At 72.7% G+C, this 19,122-nt stretch carries 13 protein-coding genes; 4 read left to right on the forward strand and 9 right to left on the reverse strand.

The features are described from left to right. Nucleotides 1-165: 165 nt before the first annotated feature. Nucleotides 166-3,063, reverse strand: a complete 2,898-nt coding sequence (locus tag O7546_RS18470; RefSeq protein WP_194803124.1) for a glycoside hydrolase family 48 protein — start codon at nucleotides 3,061-3,063, stop codon at nucleotides 166-168. 855 nt (nucleotides 3,064-3,918) lie between these two features. On the opposite strand from O7546_RS18470, the gene O7546_RS18475 reads away from it, so the two are divergent. Then, complete coding sequence (locus tag O7546_RS18475; RefSeq protein WP_269697277.1) at nucleotides 3,919-5,412, forward strand: GH1 family beta-glucosidase; 1,494 nt, start codon at nucleotides 3,919-3,921, stop codon at nucleotides 5,410-5,412. A gap of 54 nt (nucleotides 5,413-5,466) precedes the next feature. Here the strand turns inward: O7546_RS18475 and O7546_RS18480 are convergent, their stop codons facing one another. The 3 genes from O7546_RS18480 to O7546_RS18490 all read right to left on the reverse strand — a co-directional run bounded on the left by O7546_RS18480 (nucleotide 5,467) and on the right by O7546_RS18490 (nucleotide 9,948). After that, a complete protein-coding gene (locus O7546_RS18480; protein WP_196806755.1) occupies nucleotides 5,467-5,880 on the reverse strand; it encodes a roadblock/LC7 domain-containing protein in 414 nt (137 codons plus the stop codon). 5 nt (nucleotides 5,881-5,885) lie between these two features. Continuing rightward, a complete protein-coding gene (locus O7546_RS18485; protein ID WP_269697278.1) occupies nucleotides 5,886-8,456 on the reverse strand; it encodes a nitrate- and nitrite sensing domain-containing protein in 2,571 nt (856 codons plus the stop codon). 121 nt (nucleotides 8,457-8,577) lie between these two features. Beyond that, entirely contained in the window at nucleotides 8,578-9,948 is a 1,371-nt protein-coding gene (locus tag O7546_RS18490) for an FGGY family carbohydrate kinase (protein ID WP_194803106.1), read from the reverse strand. 260 nt (nucleotides 9,949-10,208) lie between these two features. Here O7546_RS18490 and O7546_RS18495 point away from each other — a divergent pair, with 260 nt between their 5' ends. After that, entirely contained in the window at nucleotides 10,209-12,128 is a 1,920-nt protein-coding gene (locus O7546_RS18495; protein WP_281599733.1) for a chorismate-binding protein, read from the forward strand. A 66-nt stretch (nucleotides 12,129-12,194) separates the two neighbouring features. Here O7546_RS18495 and wrbA read toward each other — a convergent pair whose 3' ends face one another. Next, nucleotides 12,195-12,812 carry an NAD(P)H:quinone oxidoreductase gene (gene wrbA, locus O7546_RS18500; protein ID WP_120569050.1) on the reverse strand — a complete coding sequence of 206 codons (618 nt, stop codon included), beginning with the start codon at nucleotides 12,810-12,812 and terminating at the stop codon, nucleotides 12,195-12,197. Nucleotides 12,813-12,897: 85 nt separating this feature from the next. On the opposite strand from wrbA, the gene O7546_RS18505 reads away from it, so the two are divergent. Continuing rightward, nucleotides 12,898-13,389 (forward strand): GNAT family N-acetyltransferase, encoded by a 492-nt coding sequence (locus tag O7546_RS18505; RefSeq protein ID WP_194803104.1) that lies wholly within the window; start codon nucleotides 12,898-12,900, stop codon nucleotides 13,387-13,389. 203 nt (nucleotides 13,390-13,592) lie between these two features. Further along, nucleotides 13,593-14,696, forward strand: coding sequence for a winged helix DNA-binding domain-containing protein (locus O7546_RS18510; RefSeq protein WP_281599737.1), 1,104 nt, complete (start codon nucleotides 13,593-13,595; stop codon nucleotides 14,694-14,696). Nucleotides 14,697-14,776: 80 nt separating this feature from the next. Here O7546_RS18510 and ugpC read toward each other — a convergent pair whose 3' ends face one another. Genes ugpC through O7546_RS18530 form a run of 4 tightly spaced genes read right to left on the reverse strand, consistent with a single transcriptional unit; the run spans nucleotide 14,777 to nucleotide 19,114 of the window. After that, nucleotides 14,777-15,985: a sn-glycerol-3-phosphate ABC transporter ATP-binding protein UgpC gene (gene ugpC / locus O7546_RS18515; protein ID WP_194803102.1), complete on the reverse strand. Its 1,209-nt coding sequence runs from the start codon at nucleotides 15,983-15,985 to the stop codon at nucleotides 14,777-14,779. Between the two features lie 9 nt (nucleotides 15,986-15,994). Continuing rightward, on the reverse strand, nucleotides 15,995-16,831 hold the full coding sequence (locus tag O7546_RS18520) for a carbohydrate ABC transporter permease (RefSeq protein WP_135241062.1): 837 nt from the start codon (nucleotides 16,829-16,831) through the stop codon (nucleotides 15,995-15,997). A gap of 1 nt (nucleotide 16,832) precedes the next feature. Then, complete coding sequence (locus O7546_RS18525; protein ID WP_135241063.1) at nucleotides 16,833-17,834, reverse strand: sugar ABC transporter permease; 1,002 nt, start codon at nucleotides 17,832-17,834, stop codon at nucleotides 16,833-16,835. Next, complete coding sequence (locus O7546_RS18530; protein ID WP_194803101.1) at nucleotides 17,831-19,114, reverse strand: ABC transporter substrate-binding protein; 1,284 nt, start codon at nucleotides 19,112-19,114, stop codon at nucleotides 17,831-17,833. The genes O7546_RS18525 and O7546_RS18530 overlap by 4 nt, the downstream gene beginning before the upstream one ends. Nucleotides 19,115-19,122 lie beyond the last annotated feature (8 nt).

Here is a 19,122-nt window from a genome sequence, read left to right on the forward strand (position 1 = left end):
CGGAGTGGTGGGCCGGCCGGTCCGCTGCGTCGGCCGGACGGCCGGCCCACCCGGCCTGACCGTGGGCGTCAGGCCGTTCGCCGACCCGGCCGCTCCGTTCCCCCATCGGCCGGGTCGGCCTCCTCCGCGGGCGGGTTCGCACCCGCCCGCGGAGGAGGGGTCACCTCACCCTTGCGGGAAGTAGGTGCCGTAGTCGGCGTACGCCATGGCGATGTCCGCCTGCGCCCAGAACCGGTGGTAGTTGAAGACCGGCTCGGGACCGCCGTCCAGGTACGCCTGCACCTTCGGCCAGTCCGGGTCGTTCTTGTAGAACGAGCGGATGTCCAGGAAGCTCTTGCCCGGGGCGATCGCGTCGCCGTTGGGCATCTTCCCGGTCCAGCCGTTGGGGACGTAGAGACCCTGGCCGTCGGCGGCGTTGTAGACGTCGTCGAAGCGCTTGTAGTCGCCGCGCTTCTCCGGCGTCGAGACGCCCTTGCTGTCGGCGGACGCCGAGAGCGCGTCCAGCAGGCCCTTGGCGGTGTTCTTCGCCGCGGTGTTGCCGGACTTGGCCGCGTACGCGATGAGCGTGCGGGCGTAGGCGCCGGCGACGCCGACGTCCTGACCCTTGACCGTCACCTCGACGTGCAGGTTGGTGTTCGGCTGCGGGCTGCTCGGGTTCCAGTTGGCCGGCTGGCCGGTCCACTTCATGTCCGACGGGATCGACCAGTTGGTGCCGACCGTGGTGTTGGCGATGGCCCACGGCACCCACTTGTCCAGCAGCGCCTTCGCCTTCGCGTTGCCGGTCTCCAGGTACAGCTCGGCGATGCGCTGCATCGACCAGGCCTGCATGCCGAACCACTGGTTCGACGGCGGGTCGTTGTAGACCGGGTCGACGTCGTAGTACATGCCGTAGAAGGTGGCGGTGCCGGTCGGCGGCTGGGCGTAGCTGCCGTCCCAGCTGTTGGTGGCGCCACCGGCGATGCCGCCCTCGGCGGACTGGAGCCAGGTGTAGAACTCCAGCTGCCGGTCGAGGCTCTTCTGCCAGTCGGAGACCGCGGTCGGCGACTTCGGCTTCAGCTCCGCGACGTTGGTCATGGCCCAGGCCGCGAACGGGTTCTGGTAGCCGAAGTGGCTGTGGCTGGAGCCGATCCGCCACGACCAGTTCTGCGAGGCGTCGTACGCGCCGCCCCAGGCGTAGTACCAGGACAGCAGGTAGTGCGCCGAGTCACGGCCGCTGGCGGCCGGGCAGGTGCTCGCGCCGACGCAGTTGCCGATCTTCTTGAAGTACTTGTCGAACAGCGCGTAGCGCAGGTAGTCGCCCATCTTGGCGGCCTTGGCCACGGTGGCCGCCACGTCGGCCTGCTTGCCCTGCGCCTTGGCCCAGGTCAGCGCCCAGTAGGCGGCCTGGACGGCACGCGCGTCGGCGTCCGGGGCGTTCGTGTACTTCCACTGCTTGGCCGGGGCGCTGGACTCCTTGACGAACAGGTCCAGGTAGCCGTTCGGGCCGCCGTGCTTGAACGTGTCGCAGGACGGCTGCGGCACGGTCTCCCACACCGACTCCTGGGTGCCCCGCTGGAAGGTGTTGATGTACGCGGGCCGGGTGGTGCCGTCGCCGCAGCGGCCGAAGCCGTAGGTGTTGTCCACGTCGAGCAGCCAGTGCATGCCGTAGATGTCACCGGTGCCGTAGGTGGACTGCAGCTCCGAGCGCAGCGGGTCCTGGCCGACCGGGACGTTGGCGTCCAGCGCCGACGGGTACTGGCTGGGCAGGTTGTGCTCGGCGGCGTACTGCGGGGTGCCGGGCGAGCCGGCGGTGGCCTGGTCTGAATGATTCGGAATGATATATTTTTCCATCACTGTCCAGGCGTTGTTGAACGGGGCCCAGTTCTGGGTGACCCGGCCGTACTGCGCCTCCAGCCAGAGCCAGAAGCTGAACGCCTCCGAGGTGGTCTCGTGGCCGTGGTCGGGCGCCTCGACGATCAGCGTCTCGATCGAGTGGTACGGCACGCCCTCGGGGCTGAAGTAACCCGAGTTCTTGATCTTGCCGTACTGGTCGAGGAACTTCTTGATGTAGTCGTTGTCGCCGCCGGGGGTGTCGTTGTCCGCCTCGGTGGCGACGACGGAGATCGGGGCGTAGCCGGTGGCCGACGCGGTGATCGTCGCGGTGCCGCCGACCGTGTCGGAGTCCTCCGCGGCGGAGACGGTGGCGGTGACGCCGGTGCTCCAGTTGCTCGACGTGAGCGTCAGCGTGGACGGCGAGACCGTGATGTCGCTGTCACCGGTGACGGCGAGGGTCACCGGCACGTTGGCCGTGGGCGCCGCGCTGAGCGTGTACCGGACCGTGGCGCTGTCGCCCTCGGCCACGGTGACCGCCGACGGGTTGGCGACCAGCTTCGGCCCGCTCGCCGCGGTGACGGTGAACGACTTCTCCGAGACGGCGCTGCCGCCCGCGTTGTCGTACGCCTTGGCCTGCACGGTGTAGCTGCCCGCCGGCAGGTCGAGCAGGTCGTAGCCGTACGGCGCGGTGGTGTCGGTGTTGACGAGCAGGCCGTTGCGGTAGAACTCGACCTTGCTGATGGTGCCGTCGCTGTCGCTCGCGGTCGCGGTCAGCGGGACGTCGGCCGGCGCCTCGAACGGGCCGGACGGCACGCTCAGGGAGACCGTCGGCGGCTGGTTGGTCTGCGCGCCGTTGCAGGCGACCCCGTTGAGGGTGAACGCGGTGGGCTTCGGGTTGCTGCCGCTGTAGCTGCCGTTGAAGCCGATGCTGGTGGACGCGCCGGTGGGCAGGCTGCCGTTCCACGACTCGTTCGTCGCGGTGACCTCGCTGCCGGACTGGCTCCACTTGGCCGACCAGCCCTGGGTCACGCGCTGGCTGCTGTTCGGGAACGCGAACTTCAGCGACCAGTTGTTCAGCGCGTCGCCCAGGTTCTTGATGGTGACGGTGGCGGTGAACCCGTTGTTCCAGTCGCTCGTCGCATAGGTCACGTCGCAGGCGGGCGCGGCCTGGGCGGCGCCCGCGGGCAGGGCCACCCCGCCTATGACGAGGGCGGTGGCGGCGACCATCGCCGTACGGCGACGTCTGGCCAGAAGTCTCATGTGGGCGGTGTCTCCTCGGACCGGGCCGGGACCGTGGGCCCCGGCGGGGCGCCTCCACGCGTCGACGGGGCGTACGCGGGGGGACGGAGGCGTCCGGAAAGGTGGTCGTCCCGGCCGTGCCGGGGATCGGGGCGCCGCACCGGTTGTTCACCGGGTGCCCTCGGCGGCCCGCGCTCGCGTTCACTGGCTCCGCGTGGCGTGACGAGAGTGTGACATGGAAGCGCTCCCACCACAACGGCCAGCGCAGATACGCGCTTCCATGTTTCGATCTCGTTTAGGGGCTTTTCCAAACCCGTGACGGGCGTTACAGTCGCAGCATCGCCGATGGGAGCGCTTCCATCGACGGTGATACAAGTACTGGATCGCCGGGTACACCCGTGCCCGGCGCGTCGGCCCAGAGGCCGACGGCGGACCAGCCCGGACGCCGCCGCCGGCCGTCACCCGCCAGACGGAGGGAGGTGGAACCAGAGCCACTCGCGTGGCCCGGCTCCCGCGCGACGCGCACGACGGACGCCAATTCCACTTCGTGCGTGTGTGCACCATCGGTGGGGACGGGGGTTGCCCTCCCCCGTCCCCACACTAAACCCCCGTTGTCGACGGCAAAAGAGGCCGACGGGACAGGCGTGACACGCCACCCGGACGGCCTTTCTCGCTATCCACCCCACCCCTCGCCGCTCACGCCGCCGCGAGCGACGTTCCCGAGCGACGCCCCCGCCCACCCACTTTCCGGCCGCCCGCCGGCCGCGCCGCACCTCGCCGCGACCGCCGGATCGGGGCCGGCCGCTCCCTGGCTAAGATGGGAGCGCTCCCGGCCCAGGGCGGCCCGTCACTCCGAGGAGAAACCTCATGTCGTTACTCACCCGACGGCGCCTGCTCCGCCGCGCCGCCCTGTCCGCGACCGCGGCCGGCGCGGCCCGGACCGGGCTCGCCGGCGCCACCGCGGCCGGGATCGCCGCGTCGACAGTCGCGCTCGGCGGCTGCGACAGCCCGCCCGAGCGCACCACCGACCCGGAGCCGGACCGCGGGCTGCGCTTCCCCGACGGCTTCGCCTGGGGCGCGGCGACCTCGGCGTACCAGATCGAGGGGGCCGCCAAGGAGGACGGGCGGGGTGAGTCCGTCTGGGACACCTTCAGCCACACGCCGGGCCGGATCCGCAACGGCGACACCGGCGACGTCGCGGCCGACCACTACCACCGGTACGCGCAGGATCTGGACCTGATGCGCGACCTGGGACTGCGCAGCTACCGGTTCTCCATCTCCTGGCCCCGCATCCAGGCCGACGGCTCCGGCCGCCCCAACCAGCGCGGCCTCGACTTCTACCGCCGGCTGGTGGACGGGCTGCACGAGCGCGACATCGCGCCGATGGCCACGCTGTTCCACTGGGATCTCCCCCAGGCGCTGCAGGACACCGGCGGCTGGGAGAACCGGGACACCGCCGAGCGCTTCGCCGAGTACGCCGACGTGGTGTTCCGCGCCCTCGGCGACCGGGTGCCGGTCTGGCTGACCGTCAACGAGCCGAAGACGGTGGTGCAGAACGGATACATCTGGGGCCACCACGCGCCGGGCATCCGCGACGAGGACGCGGCGTACCTGGTCGCCCACCACCTCCAGCTCGCCCACGGCCTCGCCGTGCAGGCGCTGCGTGCCTCCGGTCCCACCGGCCGGATCGGCCCGGCGCTCAACCTGCACCCCTGCTACCCGGCCGACGACTCCGCCGAGTCGGCCGCCGCGACCCGGCTCCACGACGGCTACGAGAACCGCCTCTACCTCGACTCGATCTTCAAGGGGGCGTACCCGCAGGACGTCCTGGACGACCTCGGCCCGGACAGCCGGATGGTCCGCGGCGTCCGCGACGGCGACCTGAAGATCATCTCCAGCCCGGTCGACCTGCTCGCCGTGCAGTACTACACGCCGCTCTACGTCACCGGCACCCGCGACACGGTCCGCAAGTGGCCCACCTCCGAGGCGGAGTGGCAGCAGATCTACCCGGAGGGCATGTACGACATCCTGACCCGGGTCACCCGCGACTACGGCCGGGTGCCGATCACCATCACCGAGAACGGCCTTCCCTGCCCCGACGTGCCCGGCCCGGACGGCACCGTCGACGACGCCGGGCGGGTCGCCTTCCTGCGCGACCACTTCGCCGCCGCCCACCGGGCCGTCGGCGACGGGGTGCCGCTGGAGAGCTACCACGTCTGGTCGCTGCTGGACAACTTCGAGTGGGCCGAGGGGTACGAGCAGCGCTGGGGCCTGGTCTACGTGGACTACGCGAGCCAGCGGCGGGTGCTCAAGCGCAGCGCCCACTGGTACCGCGACGTGATCCGCCGCAACGGCCTGTGAACGGCGCGCGTCCGGCCGGCGGTGTGCCGGCCGGACGCACGCGCCGGCTGCGGATCAGCGCGGCAGCGCCTGCTGGAGTTCGGCGCGCAGCGCCGGGGTGAGCATCTCGCCCGCCTGCTTGGCCAGCCGCGCCATCTCGTAGCCGACCACGCCGATGTCCGCGTCCGCCCCGGCCAGCGTGGCCAGGATCGAGCCGTCCCGGATCTGCATCACCAGGAAGTAGCCGCGCCCCATCTCGACCACCGTCTGCTTGACGACGTCACCGTCGAACATCTGGGCCGCACCGGCGGTGATGCTCATCAGGCCGGAGGTCACTGCGGCGAGCTTGTCCGCGTGGTCGCGCGGCAGGTGCGCCGAGATCGCCACCAGGAGCCCGTCGGAGGACACCACCACCGCGTGCGCCACCCCGGGAACGCGCTCCGCGAACGCGTTCACCAGCCAGCTCAGGTCGCGTGCCTCCTGGCTCAACGTCGTCACTGTCGTCGTCCTCCTTCATCGCGCGGCAGGTACATCTCGGTGGTCTCCTCGGCCTCGGCCCGCCGTACCCCGCTGTAGAGGCGCGACAGCATGCCGCCGACCGCCTCCGGGTCCGGCTCGTGCCGCACCACCTGACGGTCGGCCGGGGCGGCCGAGGTGAGCTGGGCCATCGGCACGCGTACCGGCAGGCCCCGCTCGTTCGTCCCTCCGGTCACCGGCGTCGCCGCCGGCGCCGGCGTCACACCCAGCGTGGACGAGGCCGGGCCCTGCCGGCTGAACCACCCGCCGCCCGCCGCGCCGGCGTCCGGGGTCAGCACGTCCTCGGCCCGTCCCGGGCGGGGACGCGGCGCGGGCACCGGCGCGGCGGCCGCCGGCGGGGTGGCGGCCGCGGCGTCCGTGCCGTCGCCGAGCGGCCGGCCGGTCAGCGGGGACACCGGCAGCGCGGCGGGCCGGCCCGGCGCCGGACGCCAGCCGGCCACCGGCAGTTCGGCGGTGGCCGCGGCGAGCGCGCCGGACGCGGCGACCGGACCGGTGAGCATCTGCGGCTCCGGCCCGCGTCCGAGCCGGCCCGGCGCCGGGTGGCCCGCCTCCGGCGCGGGCGCCTCGGCCAGCAGCTCGACCGGGATCCGCACCCGCGCCACCAGGCCCTCCCGGCCGGCGCTCAACCGCACCCGGACGCCGTGCCGGGCGCTGAGGTGGCTCACCACGAACAGGCCCATCCGCTCCGAGGCCGACACGTCGGCGGCCGGTGGCTCGGCGAGGACCGCGTTCGCCTCGGCCAGCGCCGACGGGCTCATGCCCAGCCCTTCGTCGACGATCTGCACGAGCGCGCCCCGGCCGTCCGGCTCGACCACCACCCGCACCGCGGTGTCCGGGCGGGAGAAGGCGGTGGCGTTCTCCAGCAGCTCCGCGAACAGGTGCACCAGGTCGCCCACCGCGTGCCCGACGACGTGCAGGTCGGTCCGGTTCTCGTGGCGCACCCGCTGGTACTGCTCGATCTCCGCGCTCGCGGCCAGCAGCACCGCGCCCAGGCCCACCGGACGGTTCCACCGCCGGGTCGACTCGGTGCCGGCGAGCACCAGCAGGCTCTCGTCGTTACGGCGCATGCGGGCGGCGAGGTGGTCGAGCTTGAACAGGTTCTCCAGCTGGTCCGGGTCGCTCTCCTCGCGTTCGAGGTCGTCGAGCAGCTCCAGCTGCCGCTCGACGAGGACCTGGCTGCGCCGGGCCAGGTTGACGAACATGGCGTTGACGTTGCGCCGCATCATCGCCTGTTCGACGGCGACGTCGACGGCGCTGCGGTGCACCGCCACGAACGCCTCCGCCAGCTCGCCGATCTCGTCCTGCGAGTCGATCACCGCAGGCGGTACGTCGATCGTGCCGATCGGCCGGTCCACAGTGCGCAGCCGTTGCAGTGTCAGCGGCAGGTCCACCTGCGCGATCCGCAGCGCCTGGCCGCGCAGCTGCCGCATGCCGCGCGCCACCGACCGGCCGACCAGCAGCGAGATCAGCACCGCGGACAGGAGCACCGTGGCGATCGCGCCGGCCACCAGCAGCGTGTCGCGCAGCTGGCGGGCGCTGGCGTCGTCGGCCTGGCGTACCGCGTCGGCGACGATGTCGCTCTCCAACTGGCGGAACAGTTCCTGCCGCTGCTCGCTGGCCGCCCACCACTGGGGCGCGTCGAGCAGGGCCGGCTTCGCGTCGCCGCCGCCGGGCAGCGTGCGCTCCTCCATCCGGGTGGCCGCGACGAACGCCGGGTCGACCGAGGTGCGGTCGTAGCGGCGGATCTGGTCGGCGGTCGCCGCGACCCGGAACGCGCCCAGCGCGGTGAGCTGCTGGGCCCGCAGGTCGCTGAGCGTCACCGGGTCGTCGGCCTCGTACCGGCCGGACCGGGCGGCCGCGTAGAGCTCCGCGCGGATGCGCGAGGAGAGCTCCTTGACCCGGGAGATCTGCACGTACCGCAGCACCGCCTCGGTCAGCTCCTGCCGGCCGCTGCCGGGCGTCGGCTCGGCCAGCAGGTTCAGCAGCGCCGCGACGGACCTGTGGTAGTTGCTCAGCACGGTGTCGCTGGACAGCACGGCCGGCGCCACCGCCGCGCGGATGTTCACCACCTGGTCGTACGCCTCCAGCGCCTCGGAGTAGGAGACCCGCCAGGCGGCGTCGGCGTCGGCCAGCGGCGCGGCCGCGTCCCGCAGCTCGGCCACCGCGCGGTCGGTGGCCTCCTGCAGCGGTTTGAGCGCGGCCACAGCGGCGTCCCGGTCGGCGCCGGTGCCGGCCCGGCGCAACGCGGCCAGTTCACCGGCGGTTCGGTCCCGCTCGTGCTGGAGCCGGTCCACCGCGGCGGAGATCTGCCGGCCGATCCCGACCTGTTCGGCGAAGGCGCTCAGCGTGGTGGTCTGCCCGACCAGGCCCCGGGTCTGGATGCCGGCCAGGACCAGGAACGCCAGCGAGGGGATCACCAGCACCGTGGCGAGCTTGGTGCCCATCCGCCAGTCCCGCAGCCGGAACCCGGAACGCCGCCGGTGCGGCTGAGGGGCCGCGCCGCGAACCGGGTCGGGACCTGCGCCCACGGTTGCCTCCTCGTCCCGCCCCACCACGTCGGGGAGCGGAGTCCATCCAATCAGGCCGTCGGTCGGTGTCAACGGCCGCCCGGACGGCATGACCAGGACGGTCAGCGCCTCGGATGGACGGTCACGCGTGCGAGGCGGCCTCGTCCGTCCGGCCGATCCCGGCGATCTCGTCCGCCTCCGCGACCCGGCCCAGGGCGATGAGCGCGGCGCCGGTCGCGCCGATCTCCGGGTTGCGTTGCCAGCACACCCGGCGGGGCGCGAGCACGTCGAGGAACGCACCGCGCCACCACGGCGAGGCGGTCAGCGCCCCGCCGCCGAGGACCACCTCCATCGGCTCGCCGATACCGGCCTCCAGCAGCGTCAGGTCGTCGGCGACCAGCCGGCACAGGCCGCTCATCAGCCCGGCCAGGATGTCGACAGCTGTGGTGCCGAAGCTCAGGCCGTGCAGCTCCCCCGAGCCCGCCGGGGCGGTGCCCGGTGGCCGGTCGCCGCCGAAGCGGGGATTGGCGCGCACCGAGGCGGCGGACCGGTCGAGCGCCATCTCGAGCTCCCGGCCCTCCGGCAGCCGCAGCTCGCGCGCCGCCCAGGCGAACAGGTTGCCGCCGCTGGAGTACGCCGCGCCGGTGACCACGTGGTGGTGGTCGACCCGGTACCGCCAGAGCTGCTCCGGCAGCGGCGGCGGCGCCGCGTCCGCCGGCACCGCCTGGATCATGCGGACCGCCGCCGAGGTGCCGACCGTCACCGCCGCGCGGGTCGGGTCGACGCAGCCCGAGCCGACGTTCGCGGCCGCGCCGTCGCCGACCGGCGGCGCCCACCGCGCGCCGGCCAGCTGCGGCCAGCGCCGCGCGTACGCCGCGTTCAGCCGGCCGTGCCAGCCGTCCGGGGCCAGCCGCAGCATCTGATCCGGACGTACGCCGGCCAGCTCGCACGCCTCCGGATCCCAGTCCAGGCGCCGCAGGTCGAGCAGCCCGGTGCCGGAGGCCAGCGAGATGGACATCGGCGCCTCGTCGAGCAGCGTGCCGAGCGCGTACTCGGTGAGCCCGGTGAAGCGGGCGGCCCCGTCGGCGCGCTCGCGCAGCCAGGGCAGCCGCACCGACCAGTAGCAGCGGTGCCACCACGTGCCGGTACGCCGGTGGAAGTCGTCCGGGTCGGCCGGCCCGGTCGCACCGGGAAGCGGCTCCGGCCGGGTGTCCAGCCAGGTCAGCACCGGCCCCGACGGTGTGCCGTCGGCGGCCAGCGGCAGCACCGAGTGCCACTGCGCGGAGGTCGCCACCAGGTCGACGTCCCGCAGGTGCCCACCGGCGGCCAGCTCGTCCACGCACTCGATCAGGCACGCCAGGTAGGCCGCGCCGTCGAGCGTCCCGCTGCCGTCGTCGCCGGTGACCAGGGGCACCCGCCGCCGGGCCAGCGCGCCCGGGCGCGGCACCGCGTCCGCGTCGAGCACCAGGCCACGCACCGAGGAGGTGCCCAGGTCCAGAGCGAGAATGTCCATCGCCGGTCAACCTACCCGGCGGGACCGGCGGCCACGCCAAGATCCGTACCCGGTGCGGCGCGATCGGGTTCCCCGGCTGCCGCCGATCGCGTACAGTGACCGTCATGCCCGCGCACCTGTCCTGCTGGTGGCCCGCCGACCCGGCGGCCCATCCCCGCGCGTAGCTTCCCGACGCGGCCGCCCGACGAGGCGGCCGCCGGTCTCTCCCCGGCATCCCGGGTCGCCTTCACCGGCGGCCACCGGCCCACCGAGGAGAACCGATGACCCGCCCGTCCGACCCGCTCGCCGCCGTCGCCGCCGGCCGCGACCCCGGCCCGTTCGCCCTCGTCCGCCGCGAGGGCACCGACCACGTCGACCTGTTCACCGGCCCGGTACGCACCGCCGGCCTGCTCGCCGACCTGCCGCTGCCCGAGCACGGCGCCGGTCCGCACACACTGGCCCTGGTGCCGTTCCGGCAGGTCACCGAACGCGGATTCGAGTGCGTCGACGACGGATTGCCGCTGGAGTTCCTGACGGTGCAGGAGCACCGGCGGATACCGCTGGCCGACCTGCTCGACGACCTGCCCGACGCCGAGGTACGCACCCGCGACGCGGGCTTCGACATCGCCGACGACGAGTACGCGGCGATCGTGGAACGGGTGCTTGCCGACGAGATCGGCCGCGGCGAGGGGGCGAACTTCGTCATCCACCGCACCATGTGCGCCACGGTGCAGGGCGACCCGCTGGCGGCGGCCCTGGCCGCGCTGCGCCGGCTGCTGCTGCGGGAGCGGGGCGCGTACTGGACGTTCCTGGTGCACACCGGCACCCGGATCCTGGTCGGCGCCAGCCCCGAGCGGCACGTCAGCGTCGCCGACGGGCTGGTCGAGATGAACCCGATCAGCGGCACGTTCCGGCACCGGGGCGGGACCGTCGACCGGACTGAGCTGCTGCGCTTCCTGCACGAGGAGAAGGAGGTGGAGGAGCTGTACATGGTGCTGGACGAGGAGCTGAAGATGATGGCCGTGGTCGCCGAGCACGGCGGTCAGGTGGTCGGGCCGTACCTGAAGGAGATGGCGCACCTGGTGCACACCGAGTACCTGCTGGCCGGGCGCTGCTCCCGGGACGTGCGCGACGTGCTGCGGGAGACGATGTTCGCGCCCACCGTCACCGGCAGCCCGATGGAGAACGCCTGCCGGGTGATCGCCCGGCACGAGCGCATCGGGCGGCGCTACTACGCCGGGGTGCTCGCGCTGCTCGGTCGCGACGACCAGGGCCGGCAGACGCTCGACGCGCCGATCCTGATCCGTACCGCCGAGATCTCGCCCGAGGGCGCGCTGCGCGTGCCGGTCGGCGCCACGCTGGTCCGGCACTCCACCACCGCCGGGGAGGTCGCCGAGACGCACGCCAAGGCCGCCGGGGTGCTGGCCGCGCTCGGCCTTGGCCCGGACGCGCCGCGTTCGGCCACCGAACCGGCCGTCCGGTACGCCGACGACCCCGAGGTACGCGCCGCGCTGGCCGCCCGCAACGCCCCGCTGGCCCGGTTCTGGCTGGAGCAGCGGGAACCGGGGGCGCTCGCGCTGCGCGGGCTGGCCGGGCGCCGGGCGCTGATCGTCGACGGCGAGGACACGTTCACCGGCATGCTCGCCCACCAGCTCGGCGCGCTGGGCCTGGCGGTGACGCGGCGGGACTGGCCGGACCCGGGCCCGCTGGACGGCTACGACCTGGTGGTGGTCGGCCCCGGCCCGGGTGACCCGCGGGACGCGACCGCGCCGAAGATGGTGGCGCTGCGGGCGCTGCTGACCGAGCTGCTCGCGTCCGGCCGGCCGACGCTCGCGGTGTGCCTGGGCCACCAGTTGCTCGCCGGGCTGCTGGGCCTGCCGCTGCACCGCCGCGACGCGCCGTACCAGGGGTTGCCACGGGACGTGCCGGTGTTCGGGACGACGCGGCGGGTCGGGTTCTACGCCAGCTTCACCGCCCGCGCCGACGCCGACCGGGTCCCCGGCCCGTACGGCCCGGTCGAGGTGTCCCGCGACCCGGCCGACGGCGCGGTGCACGCGCTGCGCGGCGCCGGCTTCGCCGGGGTGCAGTTCCACCCGGAGTCGGTGCTGAGCCAGGACGGCACGCGGGTCCTGGCGGATCTGCTCGGGCATCTGCTCGACCGGCCGGCGCTGAGCGCGCATGGAGCGGCCGATCGCGGGTAGGGCACTGGCGACCGGTGGTCCGGACGGGTTCGAGAGCCCCCGCCCGGCCACCGGTCGCCAGTCGGTTCAGCCGGCCATGCCCCGCTTCAGCGCGGCGCCCATGAGCACGGCCCGCTTGGCGGTCAGCGCGGTGGCGGCCAGTGCCACGTGGTCCGGGGCGACCTCGCCGTTGTTGCTGGTGTGCGAGGCGCCGTACGGGTTGCCGGCGACGAACTGGCTCGGGTCGGTGTAGCCGGGGGTCACCACGATGCCGCCCCAGTGGTAGAAGACCGTGTACAGCGACAGCAGCGTCGCCTCCTGGCCGCCGTGCGACGTGGCGGTCGAGGTGAACCCGCTGTAGACCTTGTCGGCGAGCGCGCCGGCCGCCCAGAGCGGGCCGGTGGTGTCGATGAACTGCTTGAGCTGGGCGGCGATCATGCCGTACCGGGTCGGCGAACCCATGATGATCACGTCGGCCCAGGACAGGTCGTCCGGCTGCGCCTCCATCACGTCCTGGGTCTCCAGCCGGTGCGCCTGCCAGCCGGAGTTGGAGCGGATCGCCTCGTCGGGCGCCAGCTCACGTACCTTGCGCAGACGCACCTCGGCGCCGGCCTCCCCCGCCGCCTCGACCGCCGCCTGCGCCATCTGGTAGGTGATGCCGGTCGCGCTGTAATAGATCACCGCGACCTTGACCTGGCCATCCATCAGACGTTCCCTCCTCGTTTCGGGTCAGCTCCGGCGACTACCCGTTACTTGTCCCGTCAAACTCCGGGCATGGCATGCTCTCCGGGTGGAGATCCGCACCGCCACGCCCGCCGACTGGCCGCTGATCTGGCCGTTCCTCCGCGAGATCGTCGCGGCCGGCGAGACGTACACCTGGCCCCGCGACGTCACGGAGGAGCAGGCCCGCGGGCTCTGGATGCCGCCGGCGCCGGCGCGGACGGTGGTCGCGGTGGCGCCGGACGGCGCGGTGCTCGGCTCGGCCAAGCTGGCGCCGAACCAGGGCGGTCCCGGCGACCACGTCGCGAACGCCTCGTTCATGGTCGCCCCGGCCGCCGCCGGGCGCGGCGTCGGCCGGGCGCTGGCGGCGTACGTGCTCGACGCGGCCCGGGCCGACGGCTACCGGGCCATGCAGTTCAACGCCGTGGTGGCGACGAACACCCGGGCCGTCGAGCTGTGGCGGTCGCTGGGCTTCGAGGTGATCGGCCGGGTGCCGGAGGGCTTCCGGCACCCCACCCGGGGGTACGTCGACCTGCTGGTCATGCACCGGCGCCTGGCCTGAGCGTGGCTCAAGATTTGCGCAAGTTCCGCCGGCAATCGCTGTCCCGGTCCAGCTCACACGGGATGCTGATCGGACCGGCGCCGGCCGCAGCGGCCGCCCCCGCGCCGGGAACCTGAACGGGGGATCGCGCTGATGTCGGCAGCGCCGCCGGCGCAGCGCGATCAGGGGCCGCGCTGTCGTACCCCGGGCCTACGCTGACGCCCGTGACCGTACGCCTCAACCGCGCCGAGGCGCTCGCGCTGCGCATGACCGGCCTGCTGTTGCGCCCGCACCCCACCGCCCGCCCGCGGGGTGTCGCCGACGTGGTCGAGTGGTTCGGCGCCATGCAGGCGCAGGACGCGGCGAGCGGGTTGTGGTCGCTCGGCGTACGCCTTCCCGGCGCCACCCAGGACGACGTCCGCGCGGCGCTGGAGCGGCGCGAGGCCCTGCGCACCTGGCCGATGCGCGGCACCGTGCACCTGGTCCCGGCACCCGACGCGCGGTGGATGCTGGACCTGACCGGGGTGCGGACGCTGGCCGGCATCGCCGGGCGGTGGCGGCAGCTCGGGCTGACCGTCGCCGACGGCGAACGGGCCGGCGAGGTGCTGGGTGCGGCGCTGGCCGGCGGTGGCCGGCTCTCCCGCGCCGGGTGCGTGGCGGCGCTGCGCGCCGCCGGGCTGGCCACCGACGGTCAGCGCGGCTACCACCTGCTCTGGTACGCCAGCCAGCGCGGCGTCACCTGCATCGCGCCGCACGTCGGCACCGAGCAGACGTTCGTGCTGCTCGACGAGTGGGCGCCCGAGCCGCGCCGCCCGGAGCGCGACGAGGCGCTGGCGTTGCTGGCGCACCGCTACGTGCGCGGCCACGGCCCGGTGTCCCGGCACGAGCTGGCGCGGTGGACCGGCCTGACCGTCACCGACGCGACCCGGGCCATCACGCTGGCCGGTGACCTGCTCGCCCCGGTCGAGGTCGACGGCGAGCCCGCGGTGGTCGACGCCGCGCTGCTCGACGCGCCCCGCGCGCCGGTCGACGACGTGCACACGCTGCCCGGCTTCGACGAATACCTGCTCGGCTTCAAGGACCGCTCGCTGATGCTCGACCCGGCGCACGCCGCCGCTGTGGTCCCCGGCAACAACGGGGTGTTCCGGTCGACTGTGGTGCGGGGCGGGCGCGTGGCCGGCACCTGGACGCGGACGGTCGGCGCGAAGGCGGTCACGGTGACGGTCCAGCAGCTCGTGCCCTTCGACGCCGCGCTGCGCGAGCAGGTGGGGGCCGCCCTGACCGGCTATGCCAGCTTCCTCGGGCTGGAGTTGCGCCACTCCTGGTGACAGCGTGGGCACCCGGGACGCGAGCAGACCGAAGGGCCGGCGGCGTGCACCGCCACCGGCCCTTCGCACGCATCCAGGGATCAGTCGGCGAGCGCTCCGGCCGACCGGCCCTCGTGCAGCGTCAGGTTGCGGCCGCTGCCCGGGTCGAACAGGTGGATCTTCTCCAGGTTGAACCAGACCCGGCGGGACTCGCCCTCGCGTACCGGCGACTCCGCCGACAGCCGGGTGACCAGGTTCGACCCGGCGCCGGCGAAGTCCGCGGCACCCGTGTCGGCGGCCAGCTCCTCCAGCTCGGCGGCGGTGGCCCGCTCCCCCTCGACCGTGAAGTAGACGTACTTGTCCGAGCCCATCGACTCGACGATGTCCACAGGCGCCTCGAACTCCATGCCCCGGCGGCGGGTCTCGTCGTCGATCAGCGCCGCGTCCTCGAAGTGCTCCGGGCGGATGCCCAGGATCAGCTCCTTGGGCGCGTCACCGGCCTCCAGCTCGCGGCGGATCCGGTCGCCGACCGGCACGTCACCGAGCGCGGTCCGCAGCCGGCCGTCCTCCACGACGGCGTGCACGAAGTTCATCGAGGGCGAGCCGATGAACCCGGCGACGAACAGGTTGCGCGGGTGGTCGTACAGCTCCTGCGGCGGCCCGACCTGCTGCACCGCGCCGCCCCGCATGATGACCACCCGGTCGCCGAGCGTCATCGCCTCGGTCTGGTCGTGGGTGACGTAGACGGTGGTGGTGCCGAGCTGCTTCTGCAGCCGCGACACCACGGTGCGCATCTGCACCCGCAGCTTGGCGTCCAGGTTCGACAGCGGCTCGTCCATCAGGAACGCCTTGGGCTGTCGCACGATCGCCCGGCCCATCGCCACCCGCTGCCGCTGGCCGCCGGACAGGTTGGCCGGCTTGCGGTCCAGCAGCGCGGTCAGCTCCAGCACCTTCGCCGCCTCGTCGACCTTCTGGTTGATGGTCTCCTTGTCCACCTTCGCCAGCCGCAGCGGGAACGCCATGTTCTCCCGCACCGTCATGTTCGGGTAGAGCGCGTACGACTGGAAGACCATCGCGATGTCGCGGTCCCGGGGCGCCTTGTCGTTGACCCGCTCGCCGCCGATGCGCAGCTCACCGGAGCTGATGTCCTCCAGCCCGGCGATCATGTTGAGCGTGGTGGACTTCCCGCAGCCGGACGGGCCGACCAGGATGACGAACTCGCCGTCGGCGATCTCCAGGTCGACGTCCTGTACGGCGGTGGTCCCGTCCGGGAACCGCTTGCTCACCTTGTCCAGCACGATGTCGGCCATTGCTACCACCTATCCCTTGACTGCGCCGGAGGTCAGACCGGAGACGATGCGGCGCTGGAAGAAGAGCACGAACAGGATGATCGGCACGGTGATCACCACGGCGGCGGCGCAGATCGCCCCGGTGGGGTCCTCGAACTGCGACTCGCCGGTGAAGAACTGCAGCGCCACCGGGACCGTGCGGGACCGCTCGGTCGAGGTGAGCGTGATCGCGAACAGGAAATCGTTCCAGCAGAAGATGAAGACCAGGATGGCCGTGGTGAACACGCCGGGCGCGGCCAGCGGCGCGATCACCCGCCGGAACGCCTGCCCCTGGGTGGCGCCGTCCATCTTCGCCGCCTTCTCCAGGTCCCACGGGATCTGCTTGAAGAACGCCGACAGCGTGTAGATCGCCAGCGGCAGCGCGAACGTGATGTACGGCAGGATCAGTCCGGGCCAGGTGTCGAACAGCCCGAGCTGCCGCTCGATCTCGAAAAGCGGCGACACCAGCGACACCTGCGGGAACATCGCGATCAGCAGGGATACGCCGACCAGCAGCTTCTTGCCCGGGAAGTCGAGCCGGGAGATCGCGTACGCGGCCATCGTCCCGAGCACCACGGCGATCGCGGTGGCGATCAGCGCGATGCCGATGGAGTTGACCAGTGCGCGGACGAACTGGTCGGTGTCGAAGATGGTCCGGTAGTTGTCCAGCGTCCACTCGCGCGGCCAGAACTTGCCGTCGGTGAGCGTCGCCGGGGTCTTGAACGACAGCGAGGCGATCCAGAGCACGGGGACCAGCGCGAAGACGACGACCACGACGTCCAGCAGGCCCCAGCGCACCTTCGCCCGCGTGGTGGTTTCCACTGCCATGTCAGCGCCTCTCCCCATCGTCGCTGCCCGGGGCAGCGGTGCCGAACAGCTTCACGAACACGAAGGCGATGATCGCCACGGTGATGAAGATCAGCACCGACATCGTGGAGCCGATGCCGAGGTTCAGGCCCCGGATCAGGTTGTTGTAGGCGAGCATCGACACCGACGACGTCTCGTTGCCGCCGTTGGTGAGCACGAAGATGTTGTCGAAGACCCGGAACGCGTCGAGCGTGCGGAACAGCAGCGCGACCAGGATGGCCGGCTTCATCACCGGCAGCATCACCTTGGTGAACCGCTGCCAGGCCGTCGCGCCGTCGGTGGAGGCCGCCTTGAGCAGGTCCTCCGGCACCAGCGCAAGCCCGGCCATCAGCAGCAGCGCCATGAACGGGGTGGTCTTCCAGATCTCCGCCAGCATGATGATCGCCAGCGAGCTGGCCCGCTCGGTCAGCGGGGCGCTGCCGTCGAACAGGTTCGCCAGGTAGCCGGTGCCGGGCGTCCAGGCGTACCGCCAGGAGAACGCGGCGACCACCGTGACGATGCCGTACGGGATCAGCGCGGCGGTGCGGACGATGCCGCGGCCGACGAGCGTCCGGTGCATGATCAGCGCCAGGCCCATGCCGAGCACCAGCTCGACCGCGACGGTGACCACGGTGATCAGCGCGGTCACCCCGAACGCGGTCCACCAGAAGTCGTTCGTCAGCACCGTGACGTAGTTCTCCAGCCCGACGAACTGCCGCTCGTCGGGGAAGCGCAGGTCGAAGCGCTGCAGTGACAGCCAGACCGAGTACAGGATCGGGTACGCGGTGACCAGCACCATGACCAGCGCGGCCGGCGCGCACAGCAGCAGGCCGAGGCGCCGCTCGGCACGCTTGTTGTCACTCAGCGGGGCGCGGGAGCCGCGCCGGGACCGCTGCTCCGGTACGGCGGCGTGCCGTCCGCCGGGCTGCTCGGCCTCGGCCTCGGCGGCGGCCTGCGCGCCGGCCGGGGTGGCGTTCACGCTCATGGCAGAACCCCCTTGGACTCCAGCGCGTCGGAGATCGCCTTGCGCAGCTCGTCGGCGGTCTGCTCGGGCCGGATCGCCGACGGCGGCGACAGGATCGCCGACATCACCGTGGAGATGCTCTGGTAGGCAGGGGTCAGCGGCCGCACCGCCGGCTCCTTCAGCTCCTCCAGGATGGTCTCCTTCATCGGGTACGCCTCGGTCATCTCCGGGTCGTCGTAGACGGCCTCGATGGTGGGCGGTACGCCGTCGTTGACGGCGGAGAACTTCTGGTTCTCGGCATTACGCAGGCAGCGGGCCGCCTCGAACGACTCCTCCGGGTGCTTCGAGTAGGTGCTGACCGCCAGGTTGACCCCGCCGATGGTGACCTTGCTGGGGGTGCCCGGGTCGATGCCCGGCACCCGGGCCCACTTCACGTTCTTCGCCAGATCGGGGTTGGCCTCCTGGAGCGCCGGATAGACGAACGGCCAGTTCACCTGGAACGCGCCCTTGCCGGACTGGAACTCCAGCCGCACCGGGTCCTCCAGCGCGTTGCTGAACGACGGCGAGGTCACGCCCGACGTGGCGAACTTCTGGAGCTGGTCGAGCGCGCGGACCGCGCCGGCGTCCATCTCCGCCTTCTTGCCGTCGTCGCTGAGGATCTTGCCGCCGGCGCTCTCGGCGAGCGTGTTGTAGAGCACCACCAGGCCCTCGTACTGGGCGCCCATGGTCAGCACCTGGTACGGCTTGCCCTGCTCCTTGAGCTGCTGGGCGGCCGAGATCATCTCGTCCCAGGTCTTCGGCGGCTGCGACACCAGGTCGGACCGGTACCAGAGCAGCTGCACGTTGGTGTTCTTGGGCGCGGCGTAGAGCTCGTCCTCGTACCGGGCGGTGTCCAGCGGGCCGGCCAGCGTGCCCTGCTCGACCTCGGCCTTGTCCTGGCCGGTCCACTCCCGGATCCACTTCGCGCTGGCGAACTCCTGCGTCCACGTGACGTCCAGGCCGAGCACGTCCATCCCGCTGTCCTGCGCGGCGAGCCGCCGCACCATCTGCACCCGCTGCTCGTCGGCCTCGCGCGGCAGCACCCGGTAGTCGATCCGGTACCGCCCCTGTGCCTGCGTGTTGCAGGTGTCGACGACCTTCTGCAGGTTCTGCTCCGGCGGGTAGTACAGGTTGATCGTGGGGACGCCGCCGTCGCCGCCGGATCCGCAGGCGGCCAGCGGGGCCACCAACGCCAGCGCGGCGGCTGCCGCCGCCGCGCGTCCGGCCGGCCGCCGTGCGGCCGTGTCGGGGACTGTCGTCATCACCCTCC

The organism is Micromonospora sp. WMMA1976, from assembly GCF_027497335.1.
Taxonomy (GTDB): domain Bacteria; phylum Actinomycetota; class Actinomycetes; order Mycobacteriales; family Micromonosporaceae; genus Micromonospora; species Micromonospora aurantiaca.